The 20,955-nt window shown below is 31.2% G+C and carries 25 protein-coding genes; 6 read left to right on the top strand and 19 right to left on the bottom strand.

What is annotated here, in order from left to right; translation table 11 throughout:
- Positions 1-239: 239 nt before the first annotated feature.
- Both MY490_RS10600 and MY490_RS10595 read right to left on the bottom strand, forming a co-directional pair.
- The gene (locus MY490_RS10600) at positions 240-752 is read right to left on the bottom strand and encodes a methylated-DNA--[protein]-cysteine S-methyltransferase (protein ID WP_248269157.1); all 513 of its coding nucleotides are present in this window, start codon (positions 750-752) and stop codon (positions 240-242) included.
- A gap of 602 nt (positions 753-1,354) precedes the next feature.
- Entirely contained in the window at positions 1,355-1,927 is a 573-nt protein-coding gene (locus MY490_RS10595) for a DUF1836 domain-containing protein (protein ID WP_248269156.1), read from the bottom strand.
- A 141-nt stretch (positions 1,928-2,068) separates the two neighbouring features.
- Between MY490_RS10595 and trhA the strand changes: the two genes are divergently transcribed.
- On the top strand, positions 2,069-2,716 hold the full coding sequence (gene trhA, locus MY490_RS10590) for a PAQR family membrane homeostasis protein TrhA (RefSeq protein WP_248269155.1): 648 nt from the start codon (positions 2,069-2,071) through the stop codon (positions 2,714-2,716).
- Between the two features lie 65 nt (positions 2,717-2,781).
- On the opposite strand, the gene MY490_RS10585 is transcribed toward trhA, so the two are convergent.
- From MY490_RS10585 to MY490_RS10555, 7 genes are all read right to left on the bottom strand, one after another.
- Positions 2,782-4,133, bottom strand: a protein-coding gene (locus MY490_RS10585) for an IS3 family transposase (protein WP_248269154.1) whose coding sequence is annotated in 2 segments (ribosomal slippage) — positions 2,782-3,686 and positions 3,686-4,133 — 1,353 coding nt in all. Because the reading frame shifts where the segments join, the coding sequence is not laid out codon by codon here.
- Between the two features lie 74 nt (positions 4,134-4,207).
- Positions 4,208-5,317: a Ger(x)C family spore germination protein gene (locus tag MY490_RS10580; protein WP_248269153.1), complete on the bottom strand. Its 1,110-nt coding sequence runs from the start codon at positions 5,315-5,317 to the stop codon at positions 4,208-4,210.
- A 7-nt stretch (positions 5,318-5,324) separates the two neighbouring features.
- Entirely contained in the window at positions 5,325-6,431 is a 1,107-nt protein-coding gene (locus tag MY490_RS10575) for a GerAB/ArcD/ProY family transporter (RefSeq protein WP_248269152.1), read from the bottom strand.
- The gene (locus tag MY490_RS10570) at positions 6,418-7,914 is read right to left on the bottom strand and encodes a spore germination protein (RefSeq protein ID WP_248269151.1); all 1,497 of its coding nucleotides are present in this window, start codon (positions 7,912-7,914) and stop codon (positions 6,418-6,420) included. Before MY490_RS10570 ends, MY490_RS10575 begins: the two co-directional genes overlap by 14 nt.
- A 177-nt stretch (positions 7,915-8,091) precedes the next feature.
- The gene (locus MY490_RS10565) at positions 8,092-9,942 is read right to left on the bottom strand and encodes a PTS fructose transporter subunit IIABC (protein ID WP_248269150.1); all 1,851 of its coding nucleotides are present in this window, start codon (positions 9,940-9,942) and stop codon (positions 8,092-8,094) included.
- A gap of 12 nt (positions 9,943-9,954) precedes the next feature.
- Positions 9,955-10,866 (bottom strand): 1-phosphofructokinase, encoded by a 912-nt coding sequence (gene pfkB, locus MY490_RS10560; RefSeq protein WP_248269149.1) that lies wholly within the window; start codon positions 10,864-10,866, stop codon positions 9,955-9,957.
- Positions 10,863-11,618, bottom strand: coding sequence for a DeoR/GlpR family DNA-binding transcription regulator (locus MY490_RS10555; protein WP_248269148.1), 756 nt, complete (start codon positions 11,616-11,618; stop codon positions 10,863-10,865). Before MY490_RS10555 ends, pfkB begins: the two co-directional genes overlap by 4 nt.
- A gap of 300 nt (positions 11,619-11,918) precedes the next feature.
- Here MY490_RS10555 and MY490_RS10550 point away from each other — a divergent pair, with 300 nt between their 5' ends.
- Complete coding sequence (locus tag MY490_RS10550) at positions 11,919-12,401, top strand: DinB family protein (RefSeq protein ID WP_248269147.1); 483 nt, start codon at positions 11,919-11,921, stop codon at positions 12,399-12,401.
- Positions 12,402-12,497: 96 nt separating this feature from the next.
- On the opposite strand, the gene MY490_RS10545 is transcribed toward MY490_RS10550, so the two are convergent.
- On the bottom strand, positions 12,498-13,283 hold the full coding sequence (locus MY490_RS10545; RefSeq protein WP_432707072.1) for a DUF4931 domain-containing protein: 786 nt from the start codon (positions 13,281-13,283) through the stop codon (positions 12,498-12,500).
- Between the two features lie 423 nt (positions 13,284-13,706).
- Between MY490_RS10545 and MY490_RS10540 the strand changes: the two genes are divergently transcribed.
- A complete protein-coding gene (locus MY490_RS10540) occupies positions 13,707-13,859 on the top strand; it encodes a YpzG family protein (protein ID WP_098948613.1) in 153 nt (50 codons plus the stop codon).
- A gap of 99 nt (positions 13,860-13,958) precedes the next feature.
- Here the strand turns inward: MY490_RS10540 and MY490_RS10535 are convergent, their stop codons facing one another.
- The 5 genes from MY490_RS10535 to MY490_RS10515 all read right to left on the bottom strand — a co-directional run bounded on the left by MY490_RS10535 (position 13,959) and on the right by MY490_RS10515 (position 16,134).
- On the bottom strand, positions 13,959-14,090 hold the full coding sequence (locus MY490_RS10535) for a DUF4023 domain-containing protein (RefSeq protein ID WP_056466015.1): 132 nt from the start codon (positions 14,088-14,090) through the stop codon (positions 13,959-13,961).
- An 84-nt stretch (positions 14,091-14,174) separates the two neighbouring features.
- Entirely contained in the window at positions 14,175-14,498 is a 324-nt protein-coding gene (locus MY490_RS10530; RefSeq protein WP_248269145.1) for a DUF2085 domain-containing protein, read from the bottom strand.
- A gap of 14 nt (positions 14,499-14,512) precedes the next feature.
- Positions 14,513-14,806, bottom strand: coding sequence for a hypothetical protein (locus MY490_RS10525; protein WP_248269144.1), 294 nt, complete (start codon positions 14,804-14,806; stop codon positions 14,513-14,515).
- 97 nt (positions 14,807-14,903) lie between these two features.
- Positions 14,904-15,200, bottom strand: a complete 297-nt coding sequence (locus tag MY490_RS10520; RefSeq protein ID WP_248269143.1) for a hypothetical protein — start codon at positions 15,198-15,200, stop codon at positions 14,904-14,906.
- A gap of 178 nt (positions 15,201-15,378) precedes the next feature.
- Positions 15,379-16,134, bottom strand: coding sequence for a sporulation protein (locus MY490_RS10515; RefSeq protein ID WP_248269142.1), 756 nt, complete (start codon positions 16,132-16,134; stop codon positions 15,379-15,381).
- Positions 16,135-16,333: 199 nt separating this feature from the next.
- Here MY490_RS10515 and MY490_RS10510 point away from each other — a divergent pair, with 199 nt between their 5' ends.
- Positions 16,334-16,774: a cupredoxin domain-containing protein gene (locus MY490_RS10510; protein ID WP_248269141.1), complete on the top strand. Its 441-nt coding sequence runs from the start codon at positions 16,334-16,336 to the stop codon at positions 16,772-16,774.
- A gap of 126 nt (positions 16,775-16,900) precedes the next feature.
- On the opposite strand, the gene MY490_RS10505 is transcribed toward MY490_RS10510, so the two are convergent.
- On the bottom strand, positions 16,901-17,281 hold the full coding sequence (locus tag MY490_RS10505) for a FixH family protein (protein WP_248269140.1): 381 nt from the start codon (positions 17,279-17,281) through the stop codon (positions 16,901-16,903).
- A 199-nt stretch (positions 17,282-17,480) separates the two neighbouring features.
- Here MY490_RS10505 and MY490_RS10500 point away from each other — a divergent pair, with 199 nt between their 5' ends.
- Entirely contained in the window at positions 17,481-17,945 is a 465-nt protein-coding gene (locus MY490_RS10500) for a hypothetical protein (RefSeq protein WP_248269139.1), read from the top strand.
- A gap of 44 nt (positions 17,946-17,989) precedes the next feature.
- Here MY490_RS10500 and MY490_RS10495 read toward each other — a convergent pair whose 3' ends face one another.
- The 3 genes from MY490_RS10495 to MY490_RS10485 form a co-directional block, all read right to left on the bottom strand.
- The gene (locus MY490_RS10495) at positions 17,990-18,142 is read right to left on the bottom strand and encodes a hypothetical protein (RefSeq protein WP_248269138.1); all 153 of its coding nucleotides are present in this window, start codon (positions 18,140-18,142) and stop codon (positions 17,990-17,992) included.
- 57 nt (positions 18,143-18,199) lie between these two features.
- A complete protein-coding gene (locus MY490_RS10490; RefSeq protein WP_248269137.1) occupies positions 18,200-19,048 on the bottom strand; it encodes an alpha/beta fold hydrolase in 849 nt (282 codons plus the stop codon).
- 117 nt (positions 19,049-19,165) lie between these two features.
- On the bottom strand, positions 19,166-19,630 hold the full coding sequence (locus MY490_RS10485) for a GNAT family N-acetyltransferase (protein ID WP_248269136.1): 465 nt from the start codon (positions 19,628-19,630) through the stop codon (positions 19,166-19,168).
- Between the two features lie 210 nt (positions 19,631-19,840).
- On the opposite strand from MY490_RS10485, the gene MY490_RS10480 reads away from it, so the two are divergent.
- Positions 19,841-20,668 carry a 5'-nucleotidase, lipoprotein e(P4) family gene (locus MY490_RS10480; RefSeq protein WP_248269135.1) on the top strand — a complete coding sequence of 276 codons (828 nt, stop codon included), beginning with the start codon at positions 19,841-19,843 and terminating at the stop codon, positions 20,666-20,668.
- Positions 20,669-20,955: the final 287 nt, after the last annotated feature.

Below are 20,955 nucleotides of genomic sequence, written 5' to 3'. Positions count from 1 at the left end.
AATAAAAGATTTGGTCCGTAAGCATAAATGTAAAGCTTTTTAAATGTACGATCAAAAAAAGAGACTGTTTTCACAGCCTCAAAGTATTGAGAATCGATCTGCTAACTAATTTAATTAAAAATTCAATTGAAAATGATGACATGTAATATTTAAGCTATTTTTAAGATAAAACCTATGAGCATCATAACCTTGTACCCCTGCCTGAGAGAAAACCTGTACCTTTATTTAGAATGGCATCTTTAGTTTCTAGTTTCAATTTTTAAAAGGCTTTTCTTCATTTCTAAACCACCACGATAGCCAGTTAATGAGCCATCCTTTCCAAGGACACGATGACAAGGAATTATAATCAATAATGGATTTGCACCAATTGCTCTCCCGACTGCTCGAATAGATTTTGGCTTATTTAGGTAACTTGCAATATCGGAATAAGTTTTCGTTTCTCCATAACCGATGGAGCATAGGGCATTCCAAACTGAATTTTGAAAAGCTGTACCACGAAAATCAAGTCTACTTTTAAAATTAGTCCGCTCGCCCTCTAAAAATTCAATTATCTCTTTTTTATAAGCTTCTAATATTATTTCATCTTCTATCATTTCAATTCTAGGAAAGTATTTATCCTTAAATAAAAGTAATTCTTGAATGGTTCCACATTGTGAGCCTACGAAACATAGCCCTTTTACTGTTGCAGCAATGTGAATCTTCCAGTCTTTATATTCAATTAAAGTCCAATATAATTTTTCAGTTGAATGCATTTTAAATCACCCTTTGCTCTTCATGGTCTTATGTAAATTTTATTATAGACTTAATTAAGAAAAATGGACTGATATTAGAATGAAAGAGCAAGAATTTGATAAATATTTTAGAATGAACTGCAGATAAAGTGTGTAAATAATGTCTTGAGAACTGCAATTAAGTGCTGGATAACTGCAAATAGTGATTCTATCTGTGCAAATAAAAGTGTACTGCAATTAATATCTAAAAATCGCAATTAAAAATGGTTAAACTGCAATTAAATTTAAGAAAAAAGCAAATAAAAGTTGTTATTCTACAATTAAATTAAAAAGAATAGTAAATAAAATAATTAATTACCTATACCAATTAGGGTATTACGTCCGATAGAATCTACAATCGTGAGTAATTTCAAGTGAAAAACTAGCAAATATACTCTAAACCTTTCTAGAATGAATAAAAAGACTATATATTTCTGCTAATTACTTGAAATGAAGAGTTCAATTCCATCAATAATACTTTAATGCCTCGTACATTTTATCTAAACATAAGGCGGGCCACTGTATTGGATATGTCCAAATAAACGAATTAGCCCCTCCCCATCGACAAAGCTCCAAAATATATTTTATTTCTGCTTCTCAATCAGATCCATTACTAATTTTTCAGCTGCATTTTTATATAAATTACTCATATTAACGAAAGAAGTAATTAAGAGCAATTGCTCGATATATTCTTTACTCGCATCATCAATCTGTTCAATTTCTTTGTTTACATTTTCACCAGATTGTTGAAGTTCCGTTTTAAACTTTTCGAGGTTTAGTTCATTTAAATGTAAAAAACTTGAATAAATAACATCAATATTTATTTCATTGTTTTCAAGGATTCTTTGATTTAACCCATTTAAGGTTTCTTTTATATCATTAATCGAAAGAGCACCCTTCAAATGATAAATTAAACTGATTAATATAATGTGATTCTTTGTGTATTTCTTATTTTTTATTGGGAATAGTAATTTAGCTTTTGCGTAATTATTAATCATTGTTTTTGTCATTACTTTTTCATTAGAATTCGGTTTTGCAAATTTATTATCAAATAATTGGATTACTTGATCCATATATAGATCAAGATTAGGTATATCATCTAATAATATTTTTTTATCTAAATCTATTTGTTCTATTAGTTCAATAATCTTTTTCATTTTTCGTCCTCTTTTTATGTAATTTACAGGTTAATTTTATCATAAAAAATTTGTTCTTAAAACACTTGACTATATAGCGTCGTTGATGATAACTTTATATGTAGTTATCAAAACTACATAACATAGTTGGAGGAGATTTACATGGGGAACTTTATGCGTGAGCCTATTAATTCCATGACACATTTAGTTGGAGCTGTATTATCACTTTTTGGGTTACTAGCGATGGTTTTTAAGTCTACTTTTTCTGGTGGAAGTATTTTACAAACATCTGCGGTTATTGCATTCGGTGTAAGTATGATTCTTCTCTATTCAGCTTCAACGACCTATCATATGGCAAAAGCTAGCGATAAAATAATCGCTTTTTTAAGACGGATGGACCATTCAATGATATTTGTCTTAATCGCAGGTACATATACTCCTTTTTGTATCATTAGTCTAAAAGGAACATTAGGATGGATCATCTTTTCGATTGTTTCTTTCATTGCATTTTGTGGTGTATTGTTCAAGTTGATTTGGTTTAGTTGCCCAAGATGGTTATCAACAGCCCTTTATATTGCCTTAGGTTGGGTCATTATACTTGCTTCTGCACCTTTATCTGATGCGATCAGCATGAAAGGAATGTTCGCGCTAATCATAGGTGGAATTTTCTATACGGTTGGTGGAGTCATTTATGGAATTAAACCTAAATTTTTATCCTTTAAAAATTGGGGATTCCATGAAATTTTTCATATTTTCATTATGCTTGGAACACTTTGTCATTTCTTCTGTGTTTATTACTTTGTACTCTAAATAAACAAAAAACCATCCACTTCAAATCCTGTAGTGACCCCATAAAGTTAGACTGGTTACTTCAATTAGGCAGCCTGTTGGGCATGAACTCGGTATTTTACTGGGCTCATGCCTTTTAATTTTGCCTTAATTCGTTTGTTATTGTAGTAATCTATATATTTAGCTAGTTCTTGTTTAAAGTGTTCGACACTGTTAAATTCTTTAAGATAGAGTAGTTCAGATTTCATGATACTAAAGAAACTTTCAATTACTGCGTTATCGTAACAGTTTCCTTTTCGTGACATACTCTGAGTGATTCCACGTTTAATAAGAGCACTACGATATTTTTTCATTTGATAGTGCCACCCTTGGTCTGAATGAATTAGTAGTGTATCGGAATCTGTTAATCGTTCAAGAGATTGTTCTAACATATTTGATACAAGTGAAAAAGTTGGACGTGAACCAATTGTATAAGCAATTATTTCACCATTATATAAGTCCAACATAGGTGAGAAGTATAGCTTTTCTCCAAATAATTTAAATTCAGTTATATCTGTAACCCATTTCTCATTTGGTTTTTCAGCTTGAAAATTTCGATTTAAAATATTGGGTGCAATCTTACCTACTTCACCTTTGTAAGAGCGATATTTCTTTACCTTCACAAGTGATTTTATCCCTAGTTCTTTCATAAGTCGTTGAACTTTTTTATGATTTACTTTATAACCACGATTCGTAAGCTCGTCTCGAATTTTACGATAGCCATAACGAAATTCGTGTTCCTCATAAATTTCTTTTATCAGCACTTTTAACTCTGCGTCTGGATCAGGACGTTCTAGATTTTTCATCCAATAATAAAACGTACTACGCGGAATACTGGCTAGCAGTAGAAGTTCTTTTAACGAAAACTCATGCCTTAATTCATAGACAACTTTTACTTTGTCTTGTTTCGTGATTTTTCCTTGTTTTGAACTAAGGCATTCAACTTTTTTAGATATGCATTTTCCATGCGTAAACGTTCTATTTCAGCTTGAAGTTCTTCAATTGATCCTTCAACGGGTGTAGTTTTCTTTGTTTCTTTTTTCATGGAAAGTCGCCCCTTTTTCTTTGATTCTAGGGCGTCTTGTCCTTGTGTTTCAAATTGAGTCCTCCATTTTCGAATCGTTCTAGGGGAAGGAATATTGAAAATTGCAGCTGCTTCATTCGGTGACGTCCCGTGGTCATTCATATACTTTAATACGTTTAGTTTAAACTGTACCGAATAACTTGTATATGACTTTTTAAGCAAGCCATTAATCCCATTTTCCTTATATTGAGCTACCCAGTTTCTCACTTCAGCATGGGACGTTCCAAATAACTTACCAATAGAACGAAAACTTTCCTTACCTTCTAAATAACGCATAACTACCGCTAATTTATGTTCAGTAGTAAATTTAGTCATAAAAAATGCACCTCCAAATGTTAGTCGTGTCTAACATTTGGGGTGCACTTCAAATCCCAATGGATGGTTTTTTATTATTTTAAGATACCAGTTCCAACAATTTTCACATCAACTTTTGGTTTAATTGTAATTTTAGCATAGTCTTTGTTCCAATCCAGTTTTTTCCACACGTCTGGATGAAATGATATTAACTGTCTACCAATTCCTAAAGCATCACAATTTGATTCTTGAACAGTTTTAATGATTCTTTCAGCTTTTTTAGTTAATTGCTTTGAAATTTTTTTATTTAACTTATCAATTTCTTTTTGGGAAGCTAATTCATCATGTGCGTACTCAAGTGTATCAACTTCTAATTTTAGATTTAAATTTACGGTTATATTATTGTCTTTTGAAACTTTAATTTTCATTTTTGGCTTATTTTTTTTCACTTGAATCGTTATATACCGTTCCCTAATATCCTTTTCTTTCGGACTAACTTCTACATTGAATCTTGCATACTTCTTCATTTGATTTTTAAATAAAAGTAACATAGTGGGTTCATCACCTAAAAGATTATACCCTGTATATTTGTGGTCGTTAAATAATGCTACCCCAGAAATATTAATTAATTTATCATCATCTTTTTCAATTAGCGGTAAAAAAATATCTTCACCTGGGTCGAACATAATTGTACAGATTGTTTGTACATTTTCAATAGGAACCATCGTATGTCTTTCTGCGTTAGTTACTAAATCCAAAATTTCTTCACTTATAAGGGTTTCCTCTACTTTGCTCAGTTTTAAAATTTCTTCCGCTCGCCCCTTAGTAATAATAACTTTTGCCCCTAATGAACTTCTTGGGTCTCTATATACAACATCGAATATAGGATAAATATCCTGTTTAGACAATTCATCTCCAAGTAATAAAACCCTTGTTTTATTAGTAGCGTAATCTCCCGCTACTTTTCGAGTAACTTTTATTCTTGCATCACTTGATGTTTTTCCAGTAGCAGTAATTATGACATTTGTTGTTTTAACTTGTGAAGGATCACTTCCACCTTGACTATTTGTTTTAATGACTGCAGTTACTAGCATATTATTATCCTCTGCTAAATCAAATCCAGCACTATAAACTAGCCTAGACTCCTTTAGTAATCTTTGATCCCAACAACTAGTTAAAGGCAAAATACAAATTAAAGATATCAATATTAATTTATACTTCATATGAATTACCGAGTTCTTTCTTTTTTCTAATAAACGAAACAATTAATAGAATTAAAGGTAATACAAAGATAAAAAAATAACTTGTAAAAGAAAGAATTGTCCCAAATTTCATTACAAATTCTTCACTATTTGGTATTAAAGTACAGATGATTGTGATGGCAAGTCCGGTAAAAATAGTTGTTTTACCATGGCTTTTAAGCTTTAAGAGTTTACTGATTCCAAAACTAGTTAAATATAAATAGGTTACAAATGAAGTTAAGATTGGTACCACCCAAATAGAAAGAAAGACAAGGTCTAATCTTTCAATTACTTCGTATGAAAGTGATTTTAATAAATATAAAATTGGCTCGGGAACAATTCCAATTTCCGCTGTGCTAAAACTCATATAGCTTGTAATTAAAAAAAATGTATATAAAAGGCTTACAAAACTAATTGCGATCGTTCCAGATTTTAATATTTTGTTTGGACTTCCTTTTACATACGGAAATAATACTAAAATGAATTCAAATCCCATCATTGAGATTAGTGCATCGTGAGATCCTAGTAGGATGTTTTTAACACCCGCCTGTCCAATTGGAAATAAATAGCGATAATTTACATTATTGTAAGAACAAATTTCAAAGAAAATTAAAAATAAAATTAAAATACAAACGAAAGTAAAAAATCGTGCGATTACTTTCATATTTTCTTTTGCTAAATAAACCCCTGTACTAACTATAAACAGGATTAATACAAAAGGTGGGGTAAATGTAAGAATCCATTTTTTAAGTACAGAAATAGTGATCATCACGACATAAATCGCAACAATAAAGAAAAACAAAATATAAAGATACGAAATTACAATCCCAACATATTTCCCAACTATTTTCGTTGTATATTCATAGATCGTATCTTTCGGAAATCTCGTACCAAGCATCCACATTATTAGTAATAGTAAAAACACACCGATTCCAGCTACTAATGTAGAGATCCAACCATCATGTCCTGCATGTTTATGGACTACATATGGTAGTGAAAGTAATCCTACACCAATTTGAGCTTGAATGATGACGAATGTAAATTGCGATATTGAAAGCATCTTTTCATTTTTCATCATTTTCCCATCCTCTAGAATTGTTTTCTCGTATAAATTTCTTAGGTAAAGGTGCAAATGGTCGTTTTTTCATTTTCCATTGTGGAGCACGAACAACTGTATCTTTTAGATCTGATTTTCTAAGTGGAGCAAATGGCGCGAAATAAGGTGACCCGAATGATTCAAGTTTACAAAGATGGATTAGGATAATACAAAGTCCAAAAACAATTCCTATTAAACCTATTAATGATGCTGCAAACATTAATGGAAATCCAAGCAAGCGGACAGAGGTACCAATTTCACTGTCTGGTACAACAAATGATGCAATTGCAGTAAGTGAAATGACAACAATCATCGTATTTGACACTAAATTTGCCTGTACGACTGCAGTTCCAATTACTAAACCGCCTACAACACCTAGTGTTTGTGCAATTGGATTAGGTAGTCTGATTGCGGATTCTCTAAGTAATTCTAATGTTATTTGCATGCCTAGGGCTTCAATTAAGGGTGGGTATGGAACGTTCTCTAGTGAACTTTTCACATTAAACACTAGATCAATTGGAATAATTTCAAAGTGAAAAGAAACTAATGCGATATATAATGCCGGTAATGAGATCGCAATTAAAAAACTAACTAATCTTAAAATACGTGCAAATGATGCGACCATCCATCGACTATTATAGTCATCAGGTGATTGATAAAACGTAAAAAAAGTAATTGGTAAAACAAGTGCTGAAGGACTACCATCTGTTAGAATAGCAACCTTTCCTTCCATTAAATTACCCGCTATTCGGTCAGATCTCTCAGTTGTTAATACTTGTGGAAAAGGTGAATACGGGTCATCTTCTATAAATTCCTCAAGATTACCTGGTGAATGTAAATAATCAACATTTATATATGAAAGTCTTCTATGGACTTCCTTAACTAACTCCTCATTTGCAATCGTATCAATATATAAAACTGCTAATCGTGTGTCAGATTCTACCCCTAATGATAAAGTTTTTACAACAAGATTGGGATTACTAATTCTTCGTCTTATTTGATTAATATTGGTCAGTATACATTCTACTAATCCGTCGTGTGATCCCCTGATTGTTTGTTCACTACTAGGCTGTTGAATCGATCTATTTTGAAAGGAAGTCGTTTCTAAAATAAATACATTTTTTTCATTTTCTGTGAAAATGAGCGTGTTTCCTTTTACAATACTGAGAATACATTCATCAAATGATTCCGAACTTTTCACATCATTAATTGATACTGTATTTGGAATCGTTTCCTTTGGATTATTAATAATTTGTTGGATAATTTGTACTTCAAGAGCATCCCTACCTACAATTGTACTAATATAGACAACTACGATCTTTTTATTATGAAACATTAGATGTCTGATCGTTAAATCACTCGTATTTATTAGTGATTTCTTTACATTTTCTACATTACGATCTATATCGCCACTAATTTCAATTATTGAATCTCGATTATTTTGGTTATGTTTATTTGAACGCATTATGCATTTCACCCAATTTCCAAACTCATACAATAAATTAGACTTATTTTGCGTTAAATTAAGGTTATTATTCACATGGTAATTCCAGTATTTGTAAAACTGCTACCATTTGAATAAAAAAAGGCGATCCTATAAGTCAAAATAATGACTTTAAGGTCGCCTTTTTATTGTACTTAATTATTCATTTACTCTTTTTTTCCAAATTCCAAGCATAATCGCTGTGATGATTGAGCCAATTAAGATAGCTAGTAAATACAGTACTGGTTTATTTACTAACGGAATAACAAATGCTCCACCATGTGGCGCAGGTAATGTAATACCAAATGCCATTGCAAGTCCACCTGCTATTGAAGAACCTACAACAGAACTTACAATTACCCTTACTGGGTCTGCTGCAGCAAATGGTATCGCTCCTTCTGTTATAAAAGAAATCCCCATTATATAGTTTGTGATTCCTGATTTACGTTCCATTTCCGTAAACTTCGATTTGAAAAGTGTAGTTGCTAAGGCAATACCTAATGGAGGTACCATACCACCTGCCATTACAGCAGCATGTGGTGCAAAATTATTTGCTGCAATTGCAGCTATACCAAATGTGAATGCAGCTTTATTTATAGGTCCCCCCATATCTACTGCCATCATTCCACCAAGAATTAATCCTAACAATACAGCGTTTCCACCATTTAAACTACTTAACCAATGAGTTAAAGCTGAATTTAAATAAGTTACAGGAGGATTAACGACTAATTCCATTAAAATACCAGTAATTAATAATCCAAATACCGGATATAATAGAACCGGCTTAATACCTTCTAATGATTTTGGTAACGTAGAAAATACTTTCTTTAGTCCAAGGACAACATAACCAGCCAAGAAACCAGCAATTAAACCACCTAAGAATCCTGCGCCAGCGCTTGAAGCTAAAAATCCACCAACTACCCCTGGTACAAATCCAGGTCGATCGGCAATCGAACTTGCAATAAAACCAGCTAGTATAGGAACTAAATAACTAAAAGCACCAGTTCCTCCAATTTTCATTAGTAATTCAGCAACCGGACCTTTTGTATGAATTCCTCCAAAAGCAAATGCTAACGCAATTAGAATTCCTCCACCTACTACAAAAGGTAACATATTACTTACACCATTCATTAAGTGCTTGTAAATCCCCGAACCTTGATTTGATGAAGTACTTCCACCACCATTACTATTAGCATGAAAAATTGGTGCATCTTGTTTAACAGCTCTTTCAAGCAATTCCTTTGACTTACGAATTCCATCTGCTACTGGTACTTGGATGACATGCTTTCCATCAAAGCGATTTACTTCTACTTGTTTATCCGCTGCTACGATAATAGCTGCTGCTCTACTAATCTCGTCTTTTGTTAATTCATTTTTTATCCCAGTTGATCCATTCGTTTCTACTTTTAAATCAATATTTAATTCTTTTGCTTTTGCTTTTAAAGCATCTGCCGCCATATAAGTGTGAGCAATACCTGTTGGACATGCAGTTACTGCAAGGACTAGTGGACGTGAAGAATTTTCTATGACTGTTTCTTCATTTTCATCATTTAACGATTTTTCTTTTTGATCGACTAATTGAATAATTTCATTTGCATCTTTTGCACTTAATAAAGAGCCGCGAAATTCTTCATCCATTAATAGTGAAGATAATCTAGATAATGTTTCTAAATGCGCATTATTTGCGCCTTCACTAGCTGCAATCATAAAAAATAAGTGAGCCGGTTGACCGTCAAGTGATTCATAATCAATCCCATCTTTTGATCGACCAAATACAATTGCAGGAGTTTTAACCGCCGCAGTTTTAGCATGTGGAATTGCAATACCTTCTCCAATTCCAGTAGTACTTTGACCTTCACGTGTTAAAATCGCTTCTTTAAATTGTTGTTTATCGTTTAATTTCCCTGCCTGATCTAAAACCTGTATTAATTCATCAATTACTGACATTTTTGATGATGAATTCAAATCAATGAGAACTGTATCTATTTTTAATAATTCTGTGATTCTCATAATTCGCCCCCCCTAACCTTTTTCAATCTTTACTTGATTAAGTAATTCTTCAATTTTCTCTCTTTTTGTTAAATCCTCTGAAAAAGCGGTAGCACTACCTGATGCTACTCCTACTTTAAATGCAGTTTCAATATTATTTGTTTTTACATAAGTACCAACAAAACCAGCGACAAGTGAATCGCCTGCACCTACTGAATTAATAACTTCTCCCTTTGGAACATTTGATACATAAACAGAAGAATCAGTTATAAGAATCGCTCCATCACCTGCAAACGATATGCCTACATTTTGAGCACCCATTTCAACCAACTTTTTACCGTACGGGATTGCTTGCTCAATTGAAGTAATTTTGACATCAAATAAGTCACCTAATTCATGATGATTTGGCTTGATAAAAAATGGACGATGTTTTACCACATCTAAAAGTACTTTTCCACTTGCATCTACAATGATATGAATCCCATTTTCTTGTCCCCACAAAGTCAATTGTTCATATAAATCAGATGGTAATGTATTAGGGATATTACCAGCTAATACAACATAATCACCTTTTTTAATTTGTTTTAGTTTATAAAAAAATTGATCTAATTTTTCTTCTGAAATTGTAGGGCCTTGTCCGTTGATTTCCGTTTCTAATTGAGATTTTAATTTTATGTTAATTCTAGAATCACCTTCCACTTGAACAAAGTCAGATGTAACTCTTTCATTTTCCAAGACATTTTTAATAAATTCTCCTGTAAATCCTCCGACGAATCCAAGTGCTATGCTTTCGACATCTAATCTTTTCAAAACTCTAGAAACATTAATTCCTTTACCACCAGGAAATTTATTTTCCCTTTTCATTCGATTAATTTTTCCTAACCCTAGATCCTCTACTTCAACGATGTAATCAATTGAAGGATTAAGTGTTACTGTATAAATCATGATTTCACTACCTTTATCAAAGATGTTTTTTCTTCAAATTGTTTGGCTAGTACATCATCTATTTCGTCCGTTAAAATAATCGCTTCTTCAATTTCACAAATCTTCGCAAAACTTGTTTCCCCAAATTTACTGTAATCAGCTAATATAAATACTTTCTCTGAAATAGAGATTGCTGTTTTCTTTACAAAAGCCTCTTCAGGATCTGGCGTAGTATAGCCAAATTGAGGATGGATACCGTTCGCCCCAATAAAACATTTATCAAACCGATAATTCTTAAGACTTTCAGAAGCCATACTCCCAATCAAAGCTTTTGTATGCCCTTTCATTTTTCCACCTATAAGATATGCAGACACTTCATTTTCGAAAAGAGCTTCAACATGCATTAATCCATTCGTAACGACTGTTACATTTAAGCCTTTTAATAAAGGAATCATTTCGAATGTAGTACTACCAGCATCTAAATATATACAATCGCCTTCATTAATTTGAGTTACTGCAAGCCCGGCGATTAATTTTTTACTTTGAACGTTTTTGGATGTTTTTTCAGTCATACTTAATTCAGTGGCTTTGCTATTAATTGAAGCTGCTCCACCATGAACTCTTTTTAAGAGATTAAGAGACTCAAGCTCAACTAAATCACGACGTATAGTCGACTCGGAAGTATTTGTAGCCTCTACGATATCCCTTAATTTCACAATACCCATTCTTTTTATCATCTCTATAATGAATTGTTGTCTTTCCGGAGTTAACATTGAATTCATCCTTTCATAGAACCAAGTATAAGACACAAAAAATAAAAAAACAATCATTTTCTTCCAAAAACGTTCAATAACAATCTTGAACGTTCAAACTCACTCAAAACCGTTCAAATTTGTAAAAATTTACATGCTAAATTAAACTAAAAATAAGATTTTAAATTTGTTATTTATATTATTTCTTATGATGACTCATAATATTTATCTAAATAAGTAATACTCAAATTTTAGATTGATAGAGTCTTGTAAAAAATCTTGGGTTACAATTATTAAAAAAATAGAAATGGGGAATATCTTTTGAAAGAGAATATGCAAATTCGTGAAGAACTTATGGAAGTTATTGATCATTTAACAGATGAACAGTTAAATAAGAAGATAACTAATGAAAAATGGTCCATTATGCAAGTTCTTGAACATTTATATTTAATGGAATCAAAATTAGTAAAACTGATGACACGGACATTTAATGAAGCACCTAGTGAAGTTATACAAGATAAGCCAATTCATCTAGCAACTGATCGTACTAAAAAAATAGCCTCTCCACCTCATTTTGAACCAACTGATCAATTTATTACTAAAAAAGAAATGACCGAAAAATTGAACCAATCTAGAAAATCACTATATGAATTTGTTGAACTAACGAAAGATCATAAATTAGATGATAAAGGCATGCCACATCCGATTTTTGGACTAATCAATTTAAAACAATGGATTCCTTTTATAGGTGTTCATGAAAAACGTCATATTGAGCAAATTAGAGAATTAAAAAACGAATTATAAATAAAATAAACATGAAACTAGAAAGTTGTTTATAGGCAAGTTTTACTAAAACCTCTTAATAATATGAAAAAGAGCTTACAATCGCGTAAGCTCTTTTTACATTGAAGAAATTGCCTCAAATTCTTTCTGGTAAAAACTAAGTATTTGATCTTTATGTACTTCTAACTGATTAGACACTTGTGAAATTGAATAGCCGATAAATAGTGGTGATACAACAAATCTAGGAATAATTTTACAAATAAATTTCCCCTTCCATTTATAAAAGAATAGATTATAGCTTTGAAGTCCTTTATAAAAATGGTTAAGTAAATAATGTGTAACTGTTTGTAAGTAGACGGCCATTTGTGGAATAAATTTCAGATCTTCAATTAGAATATTGAATTCTCTAAATCCCATAATTGGATGAGTAGAAATGTTTAATTCATACCCATTACCCGACGAAATGATAATCCCCTCGAAATACACATCTGTTACCTTTTTGTTGTAATCAATATTTTTCAAGCCAACAATTTGCATATGCGGATGACTTAGTGTTCCCCCTGATAATGGGCCATGATTTTTATATAAAATAACAGATTTGTATTCTCCTGTCGATTCCATTTCTTCCCATTTATTAATTGCAAAGGCTAATAATTCTTTCAAATGCGTTAAAGAATATTTCGAAGGATCTCCTTCACAATCGTCGCTTTCAATAATAACAGTTTGAAAAGTATCTTCTAATGTTGGAAATTTATTTTTCAAATAAATGATCGAGCCAGATGTATCGATAATATCCGTTAAGTTTTCACGATCACAGAATGGGCATTTAACTTCTTTATTTTTAATACTATCAGGTTTTTTTACACCTATATCCATTTTAAATTGTAAGACCTCATTTTGAATATCCATCACGGTTTCCCCTTTAAATAAATTGAAAAGAGTTTTGCTAAATAATCTCCTCTTTGAAAATACATAATTTTTTAGTTAATTCATTAGTCATATTGAAAATTGCCATCATTTAAGCAAGTTTGCGATATGTATTTCCTATTACTTAAAATAATAATAAACGATACGATGGATTATCAATTAAAACGCTCATTACTAACCATTAAATTTTAGATTGAACAATTTACTTAAATGAAATTCTTTTTTCACCAAAAATTAAAGTTAATTTATATTGGTATAAACCAAAATCTCATATTAAATAAGATCAAATTAATTTTAGTGTTTTAATATAGTATCTTTTTCAACTAATTTTCAAATACTAACTATGATATTCAATTGAATATCAAAGATATCCTAAATTATCTTAGAGGTGAATCAAACATGACATTAAAAAATCATTTAGATCCTCATTCTCAGAAATTTTACCACAATTGGACTAGACCTAAACATGCTAAATCACAAGTCAATGGACATACTATGGAGTCTCAGAACACGATCATTTTAAGAACCAATGCTAAGGCACATAGATGGTAAAAAAGGATAATTAAGGAGCAGGAAGACATTTAGATGTCTTCCTTTCTTTTATCAAATTAAAACTAGCCATGACAATTGCCACGGCTAGTAAAACATGCATTATTTATTTGTTCCATGTTGCTTAGTCGGTAATTTTTCGTTCGGTGTTCCATTACCTTGGTGTTCTTTATTTTTTTGATCTTTTCTTTGCTTTTCATGCAATTTTTCGACAAATTCATGTGTATCTTCCATTTTTCAATCCTCCTTAGTAAAGAATCTACATGTTACTTTAACCAATAAGGTAGGAAAAAATTCATAATTAGCGTGATCTAGAAGTTACATAAGAATTTTTATCAAAAACAAAACAGACCTTACGATCGAGATTGTTTGAGCAATTCCAAATAAAAATCCTGTTATAAAACGCAAGAAATTATTACTTTCTCTCCATTTCCATTTCTGTGTATACCCATCAATTAATAACGGAGTCATTAAAATAGGAATGTACCACCAAAATATAAATGATGAAAGCATAAAGAGAAAGGGAAGAAACAAATAACCCACAAGTATGGCAGTACATCTTGCACAAAGTGGAAAAGCATAAGAACCTATATGAAATGACCTTTCTTTTTTACGATGACATGGAATCCAATTCAAAATCAAAAATAATCCTCCTATTAACTTGGACAATCTGGGCTACAATCACAATCTGGTGCACAATCCGGTGTGCAGTCAGGCATGTGATGATGACAATTAGGGATGTCACAATCTGGTATCATACCAAAATCACCGCAATCACACCAATCGAATCCCCTATTCTGTCTTCTCCGCTCATAGTAAATAATCATTATAATTCCAAAAACGATACTTGCACTAATCAAAATTAATCCTTTTACTAAAAAACCCTTTACAATTAATACGATTCCTAAAATAAGTAGAATGAAAAAACCACTGATTAAGAAAAAGACCAACTTTACCACTCTTTCTTAAAATTAATGAAAGACTAACCTGATGTTAGTCTTATTCTTAGAAACAAACATACCAATTATATGTTACCTATAAATCCTTCTATTTTGAACGCTGAGTCGCTGCACCAATTAATATAAAAATAGCTGATAGAATATGCATAATCATACCTACTATTGGAATCCATGCAAGACAAGAAGTTACAATCCCAAAAATATTTCCACTCGCAGAGACACCGGCTTTTTTCGCTAACACGAGTGTAATAATGTGGAGAATTAAAGCTATAAATAATGGCGTATAACCAAAACCTATAACGATCGAACCACCTAAAAAAGGGATCCCCAGTAATGCTTCAAAACCACCCGAAATCCATTTCATATTTTTTACGTTAGATCTCATAAAATCTCCTTTTCAACTTAAAATGTTAATTTTTTCTAATAAATACTATTGTATTCGATAAATTCTTATACGGATAGTTTTTATGATAAAATCCTTTTAAATTCAGTCTAAAGAATGAGAATTTCAGAAAGTGTAAAAAATAAAAAGCAAGAGACAAAAACCATCTCATGCTTCTTCATCAATTATATTCTTGTAAAAACGCCCTAACCGAATTTGCAATTGATTGGACATCTTTAAGTTGCTCATTTATAAAGTTAAGTGATGTTTTCTTTTCATCTAATCCCAATGATTCCTGTAGTAAACCCGTTAAACCACGATGTGAACCAGCTTTATCTACTGCTACCATCATAAACAGTCCATCTTTATTCGGTTCGATCATACATTCAATTTCATCAAATCGCCATTCTCTTTTAGAGCTTGGAACAAACTCCCACTCTTGATAGAATCGACCATTTTGAGCCTCCACCTCGACCTGACGTAAACGGAAGCCCAGAATTTTAAATGCTTCTACAAAGTTTGCTAATTCTTCATGCGCATGAACCTTTAAGAAATCGGTATCTGTTGGGTCTATACTTAAATCGATATCTAAATCAGTTTCAATCCAAACTTGGCCATGTCTTATTGTAATCGGTGTGTAAAATGGCAATTGGAATGAAAAAGGAATTACTTTATCTTCATTCGCTTCAATTTTCATTTTTCCGGATACACGTTCTTCATGTAATTGAATTTTAACGTTTACTTCATCGTCTCCACTTTTCTTTTTAGCATAAGTCTTTAATTTAAGCCCAATATGATTAATTTCTTGTGCAACTGAACCACCTTTAATTTCAACTACACCTTCAACATTTTTTCCTGGATATAAATCTTTCGTATGAATAATTGTATCTACCGTAGCTGCTCCAATTCCTAGTCTAGCTAGTACTTTTTTAAACATCAGATCCCCTCCAAAAAATTACTACATTTCCATTATATAGTAGTTTACCATTCTTGAATAAATCAAATTTAATAATTGTACTTTCTATACATTATGAATAAAAGAAATAATGATGAAACATATGAAAGTAGAATTATTAGACAAGTTATTAATAGGATAAGCATATTTTATAATATGAAATTAATTTTGGAGGTGTCTTATGCAATTTATTTTTATTAAGAAAAAATGGTTATTAATTTGCTTTCTCCTTGTAGTGATTGGATTAAGTGGTTGGTATTACTTAACACCAAATTCAGTTCAAACTGCAGTTGAGCAGCAGCACGTAAAAACAATAGACATCGATATGATAACAGCCGAATTCAGTACAAAGCTAGACGATGGAACGGAAATTGAAGCGTATAGATGGGATCCAGGTACAATAGTTATTGAAAAAAACCAAAAAGTAAATTTAAAAATTCATGGAATAAACGGAAAAGAACATAGCTTCCATATCGAAGGAACAAATATCACGGGTGTAGTTGTCAAAGGTAAAACGACTGAAGTACCTTTATTCTTTAAAAAAGAAGGTACATACCGATTAATTTGTGATACACATTCTCATGACGGGGCACCAATGATTGGTTATATTGTTGTAGATTAATTAAGTATTTAATAGCAGAAGCAGGTAAAGCAATCTAGTTTTAATGGACAACCCAAAAGTATTTCAAAAAAAAGATAGTAAAAATAGTCTAGTTTACTAAATTTACTATCTTTTTCTTATTCTTCTTTATCTAATTGTTACTTTACGTTCATTTTTACCCTTTTTTAAAGTAATTTGTTTACTCCAAGTACCTTCCATTGGGAGTTCCAAGCTCACTTCATATATACCTGTATTTATTTTCTTCATATTCGCTTCAACATGATGATTCATATTTTTCATTTCCATTTTAAAATTAACCGAATCTACATCTACTTCTTTTCCATCTGAATTTACTAAATTTACTAGATACACATGTGTATGGTTTTTATTCGTTAATTTTTTTTCGTTAATTGATAATTGTATATGATCTAAAAAAGGGCTCGATGTAATTTCAGCCTTTTTTCCACAGCCAGAACAAACTAGTAAAATAAATAATATAGTTATGAATATGTAAAAGCAATTCTTCAAAAAAAATCACTCCTTTTTAGCTAAAATCCTCACCCTTACTTTACTTAAAAAGGTAAATTATATTTGTGATAAAAATGTGAAAGCATAAATAAAAATAAAATTATTGTAAACTCATTCATACAATTAAGCTTTTTCAACATATAATTGAACGTTATAACTCAAACAACTAAGGATCCTACATAGGGAGGAGTTTAACTTAATGTTCTTAGAATGGGCTAGCATTGTCTTAACTGTTCTACTTTCATCATATGTCATCTTAGTTGCAAATAGAAAAAAAGAAAAACTTTCTTGTACTGCTGGGAAAATGATCAGTATGACGAATTCAATGATGACAAGTGTCACCGTAGGTACAATCTTTGGTATTTTTTTTCGCAATACAGATTTGACGATTCCTACAATTATTTCAATAACTGCAGGCATATTAATAGGATACTTAACAGGTAAACCTTTATCATTAATGGCTGTACTAGAAGGTATAACTGCTGGAATTATGGGTGGAATGATGGGAGCAATGCTTGGCATTATGTTACAGGAAACCTATTTAAACATATTAATCTATTTTATAGACGTTGTTTTTGTATTAGTTACCATCCTATTAATTAAAGTAATTGATCAAGAAGTTAGCAAATTCAATAAAAATGAAAAATCTTTCCAATCAATTTGATCATTAAAATAGCCTACCTATTTTAAAATAGGTAGGCTATCATATTATTCATTTACTTGTTTTTCTTCTCTACGTTCATATAATATCCCTGCAATTAAAGCAAGAAAAACATTTGTTATTAACAATGGGCTAAATCCAGAACCACATACAAATGATAAAAAAAACGCAATTATAACGAAAAGGACTGGCAAATTCATTTTGTATTCTCCTAAATGAAAAAGTTAATTAATTTTAGACATATTATTAAAGTAGATTTAGACAAGCTTTTTTGTAAATTGTTTTACTTCCATAAAAAACAATTCCTTCTCTTCTAAAAAAGGATAATGATTACTTTCATTTAAAATGACTAATTTAGAATTTTTAATTCCTTCAGCCATTTCTTCTGAATATTCGATTGGACACTGTACATCATGTTTGCCACAAATGATTAAAGTTGGACAGGTTATTAATGCTAACTTTTTTGTGACATCATAAATTTGATATTCTCTGTTAAAATAATTAAGTCGAATTGCAGACATTTTTTTAGAGATTGGTAAATTAAAATAGTCAGGATATCGTTCAGGCTTATGTAAAGATAGCTTTGTCCGCTCAATTGATAGCCCTTTTCTTTCTTCATTAGACAATTCGTTACTTTTTAGTCTTTCAATTAATTCTTGCATGTTATTAAATTGCGGATGAGCCCGGTTATAAATACAGTTTTCTGAAAATGTTGCATAGTCTCTTGCAGCAGCCCCAACTATAATATTATGTTTTATTGAATTTGAAAAATAGATCCCATAAATGATTCCAAGCATTCCACCGGTAGAATGTCCAGCAAAATTCCAGGATGAATAACCTAACGTTTTCCTAATTTCTTCTAAATCAAAAATCGTTTCTAACATACTTAATTCATAAGGAAAATGTGCTTTTTCAGAATTACCTGTTTCTCTTAAGTTTATTAAAAATACTTTAAATAATTTAGTAAATGAATTGGCAAAATAATCTCCAGTATCATTAAACTCAGAGTAATTATGTGTGACACATAAAGCCTCTCCCTCACCTTTACAAAATACTTCAAATGTACCTCTTTTCGTATGAATTAGTCTTCGTTCCCATTTCTCCATAGCGTAAAAACCCCTACTTTTTGACATACCCTACTATTTCTTGAAAATAGGTACTAATTCCTATCATTTAAAAAATTGTTCACATATTATTCAAAATTAATCATACGTAAAATTCAGTTATCTCTGAACAATATAATACCAAACTGCTTCTTCTCCAAAGTAGTCACCAGTCGGATTAAATCCCGATAGCTTATATAAATTCATAGCTATTCTATTATCTTTATGAACTGTTAAACGAATTTCATTGCACTGCTGAAATTTATTCACAATCCATTTTATCATCTCAGTAAATGCTAATTTCCCATAACCTTTACCTTGATACTGTTTATCAATTAAAAACCCATTTATCCAATAACTATTTGTTGTATGTTCTTCATAAGCATGCATAATAAATCCAACCATTTTCTGATCATCATAAATTGCAAATGGGATATATTCCACATTTTCGCCATCTGGTTTTATATATACTTTTGCAATGGATACTGAAACCGAAGGAACAAAATTTAATTGTTCACGATCTACTTCAAGTTTTAAAGCTTCTTCCCAGTTTTCTCTTGTTACGATTTCTAAATGAATAGTCATCGATAGCCTCCCTTGAATCTTATATCCCTTATATCATATCATTTTTTAGTTAAATTCAGAAATTTCAGTTATTACGGTAAATGAAATTTTTAATTAAAGGCGAATATTTTTTAGTCTTTAGGTAATAACAACCTTGAAAAGCAATTTTTGATATTTACTACATAATTTTTATTTAGCTAGTACATTTAATCTATATGAAAGGAAATCATTATGAAAAAAATTGTTATTATTCTCTCTATCTTATTTGCATTTGCATTTGGTTCATTAGCTGGCATTGGTTTTAGTAAAGCTGAATTTGCAAGAAGCACGCAAGAACATAATGTTATGTCTACTAATTGGTTTCAATCCTCTGCGGAAAACAAGGCTTTGCAAATTCAAATTTATAATCAGGCAAAAGAAGAGCTTGCTGAAACAATGGTTAAAAAGAAAGCAAGTGATAAATTAAATAAAAAAGCGAAACCAGCCGCAGTTGTTTTAGACATTGATGAAACAATCCTTGATAATTCCCCTGATACTGCTTGGTCCATTAAAAATAATACTTCCTACCCACAGGGCTGGGATGAATGGATCCATATGGCAAAAGCTGATTTAATTCCAGGTGCAAAAGATTTCTTGCTGACAGCGAAAAAAATGAATGTAGATGTTTTTTATCTTACAAATCGTCCTGAAAAAACACGAGATGACACAATTAAAAATTTGAATTTACATGGATTACCGAATGTTGACTCAAAACATTTATTTTTAAAAACAGATACAGCTCAAAAAGGACCGAGACAAGCAGAGATTGCAAAAACTCATGAAATTGTTATGTTAATAGGCGATAATTCAAACGATTTATCAGATATTTTTTATAAAGCGGATTTGAAAACTCGAAGAGATCATGTCGATCAAATCGCAAAGGACCTAGGTATAAAGTATATCCAATTACCAAATCCAATGTACGGAGACTGGGAAGACGCGATCTATCATTACAAAATGTCAAAAACTGCAGATGAAAAAGCAGTCGATCGATATAAGGCTTTACAAACAATGAAATAGATAGGTTACTAAGATTAGATGAAATGGTTTTACTCATCTAATCTTTTTTAATTTAAAAATTGATTTGAAAAAAATGGCTATCTAATTAGCATTCCTTGAACATTTTCTGTTAAATTTCTTCATTTATAACGATTTAAATCCATCCACCCTTTAAAAGTATTTCTAAAAATTCGCGATATAGTTTCATCTTTACTAAACAGTAAATTATAGGACGAGTCCCAAAATACAATTTCAAATACTGCCTTAAGATGCTGCGTTTTCGGATTAGATTCCCAAAAACTACGGTT

Source organism: Gottfriedia acidiceleris, assembly GCF_023115465.1.
GTDB lineage: Bacteria > Bacillota > Bacilli > Bacillales > Bacillaceae_G > Gottfriedia > Gottfriedia acidiceleris_B.
Note: the sequence above shows the minus strand (reverse complement) of the source record. Positions and strands in the feature narration are given on the sequence as shown.